Genomic DNA, 2,773 nt, shown 5'->3' on the forward strand with positions numbered 1-2,773 from the left:
CTGCGCCTGTTTGCGCTGCTGGGGGGCACGGGCAGCTTTGGCTGGCTGGTGTTTGCGCATGCGCTCATCGTTACGCCCTACACGCTGCGGCTGGTGGTGGCCGCGCTGGTGGGGTTTGACCGCAGTGCCGAGCATGCCGCGCTGTCGCTGGGTGCCAGCCAGGCCACGGTGTTCACACGCATCACGCTGCCGATGATTTTGCCCGGCGTGACGGGCGGCTGGTTGCTGGCCTTCATCAACAGCTTTGACGAAGTGACGATGTCGATCTTTGTCACCTCGCCCAGCACGGTGACGCTGCCGGTGCGCATGTACATGTACGCCACCGAGTCGATTGACCCGCTGATGGCTGCGGTATCGGCACTGATGGTGGCCCTGACGGCCTGCGCGATGGTGATTCTCGACCGGGTGTATGGACTCGATCGCGTTCTGGTCGGCCGGAAATAAATGAGCACCGCAACCATGAGTTCCAGCCAACCTCTGCTCCACCGCGTGGCCGAAAAAGACCGCACACCCGTGCCCTTCGTGCTCGATGGCGAACCCGCCGCTGCGCTCGAAGGCGACACGGTGCTGACCGCCATCCTCACCCACCGCGCCCAACTGCGCCGCAACGAGTTCAGCCACGAGCCGCGCGCAGGCTTTTGCCTAATGGGCGCGTGCCAGGACTGCTGGGTGATGACGGCTACCGGCGAACGCCTACGGTCTTGCGCCACCTTCATCCAGGCGGGCATGCAGCTGACTACCGGAGGGGCCGCATGACCGCCCCCACCTTGCAACCCGTGATCGTGGGCGCAGGCCCTGCGGGCATCCGTGCGGCGCAAACCCTGGTGGCGCATGGCGTGCGGCCCATGGTGATCGACGAGGCGGCACGCGGTGGCGGGCAGATCTACCGCCGCCCGCCTGCCCACTTTGCCCGCAGCCCGCAAACGCTGTACGGCACCGAAGCCTCACGCGCCACGGCATTGCACACCACGCTGGATGGCCTGGCCGCCCACATCGACTACCAACCTGACAGCCTGGTGTGGAACGCCCAGGGAGGCCAGCTCGATGTGCTGCACAGTCCCACACAGACCACGCGCACAGTGCCCTACGGCCAGCTCATCGTGGCCAGCGGCGCCACCGACCGCGTGCTGCCCGTGCCAGGCTGGACGCTGCCTGGCGTGTTCACGCTGGGGGGAGCGCAGGTGGCGCTCAAGTTCCAGGGCTGCACCATTGGCCGCAACGTGGTGCTGATGGGCACCGGGCCGCTGCTGTATCTGGTGGCGTACCAATATGCCAAGGCAGGCGCCAAGGCGGGCGTGAAGGTGGCTGCAGTGCTAGACACCGCCCGCTTTGCCGACCAACTGGCCGCCCTGCCCGGCATGCTGACGCAGCCCGCCGTGCTGGCCAAAGGGATGTACTACGTAGGCTTGCTGCGCGCGCATGGCGTGGCGGTGCACACCGGCGTGCGGCCTGTCCGCATGGAGGGCGAAATACGGATCAACGCCGTGGTGTGGAGTGACGGCCAGGCCGAGCACACCGTGCCCTGCGATGCCGTGGGCTTTGGCTACGCCCTGCGGTCCGAAACCCAACTGGCAGACCTGCTGGGCTGCCGCTTTGCCTGGGCACCGACACACCGCGCCCACCTGCCCGAGCGCGACGGGGCAGGCCGCACCAGTGTGGCCGGCGTGTACCTGGCGGGCGATGGCGCGGGCATCATGGGCGCCGATGCGGCCGAATGGGCGGGTGAGCGCGCTGCGCTGGCGCTGCTGGCCGACCATGGCGTGAAGGTGGACACTGCACGCGCGGCGGAGCTGGAACGCAAGCTCACGGGCTTGATGCCATTCCGCCAAGGGCTGGAGCGCGCCTTCCCCTTCCCCACAGATTGGGCAACGCACGCCCCCGATGCGCTGGTGGTCTGCCGCTGCGAGAGCATCACGGCAGGCGAGCTGCGCGCCTGCGCCCACGATGCTGGGGCCGACGAAATGAACCGCCTGAAGGCCCTGACCCGCGTGGGCATGGGCCGCTGCCAGGGCCGCATGTGCGGTGTGGCGGCGGCAGAAATCCTGGCCCAGGCCACGGGCAAGCCGATTGATCAGGTAGGACGACTGCGCGGACAAGCGCCGATCAAGCCCATTCCCATCCACCTGCAAGCCCAGGCGGAGGCTGCCGAATGACCACAACCCGAACCATTGACACCGACGTTGCCATTGTGGGCGGCGGCATCATGGGTGCATCGGCCGCACTGGCACTGCGCCGCAAAGGTGTGGCGGTGGTGCTGCTGGAGCGAGACCTGTGCGGCTCGCGCTCCAGCGGCGTGAACTACGGCGGCGTGCGCCGCCAGGGCCGGCCTGTGAGCCAATTGCCCCTGGCGCAGCGCGCCCACCAGGTGTGGGCCAACCTGCCCGCGCTGATTGACACCGATGGCGAATACCAGCGCAGCGGGCACTTCAAGATCGGACGCAGCGAGGCGGACATGGCTGCGCTGGAAGCCTATGCCCACTTGAGCCGTGACTTCGACCTGGGCATCCAGCTCATCTCGGGCACCACGCTGCGCGAGCGCTGCCCTTGGCTGGGCGGGCGTGCCGTGGGTGGCTCGCTGTGCCCCGACGACGGCCAGGCCAACCCGCGCCTGGTGTCGCCCGCCTTTGCGCTGGCGGCCAGGCGCGCGGGCGCGCAGATTCTGGAACGCACACCGATGACCTCGGTGGAGCACGACGGGCAGCTTTTTACCGTGCGCTCCGGCACCACCGTGGCGGTGCGTGCGCCCGTGCTGATCAACTGCGCTGGTGCCTGG

General features: G+C 68.4%; 4 protein-coding genes. All 4 read left to right on the forward strand.

Going from position 1 to position 2,773, the window contains the following annotated elements:
* Window positions 1-444, forward strand: a 444-nt coding sequence (locus DBR23_RS31540; protein ID WP_233250675.1) for an ABC transporter permease, incomplete at its 5' end; no start/stop codon positions are given.
* 15 nt (window positions 445-459) lie between these two features.
* Window positions 460-756 carry a (2Fe-2S)-binding protein gene (locus DBR23_RS22440; RefSeq protein ID WP_228896682.1) on the forward strand — a complete coding sequence of 99 codons (297 nt, stop codon included), beginning with the start codon at window positions 460-462 and terminating at the stop codon, window positions 754-756.
* Complete coding sequence (locus DBR23_RS22445; protein WP_108499629.1) at window positions 753-2,153, forward strand: NAD(P)/FAD-dependent oxidoreductase; 1,401 nt, start codon at window positions 753-755, stop codon at window positions 2,151-2,153. Before DBR23_RS22440 ends, DBR23_RS22445 begins: the two co-directional genes overlap by 4 nt.
* Window positions 2,150-2,773 (forward strand): FAD-binding oxidoreductase (locus tag DBR23_RS22450; protein WP_146191414.1); only part of this gene is annotated, 624 nt, incomplete at its 3' end. The genes DBR23_RS22445 and DBR23_RS22450, both read left to right, overlap by 4 nt.

This window comes from Acidovorax sp. HMWF018 (genome assembly GCF_003061035.1).
Taxonomy (GTDB): domain Bacteria; phylum Pseudomonadota; class Gammaproteobacteria; order Burkholderiales; family Burkholderiaceae_C; genus Acidovorax; species Acidovorax delafieldii.

Bases quoted from the DNA above. Each gene is read 5' to 3' on its own strand.
- DBR23_RS22440 (WP_228896682.1), top strand. From the start codon at position 460: ATGAGTTCCAGCCAACCTCTGCTCCACCGCGTGGCCGAAAAAGACCGC.
- DBR23_RS22445 (WP_108499629.1), top strand. From the start codon at position 753: ATGACCGCCCCCACCTTGCAACCCGTGATCGTGGGCGCAGGCCCTGCG.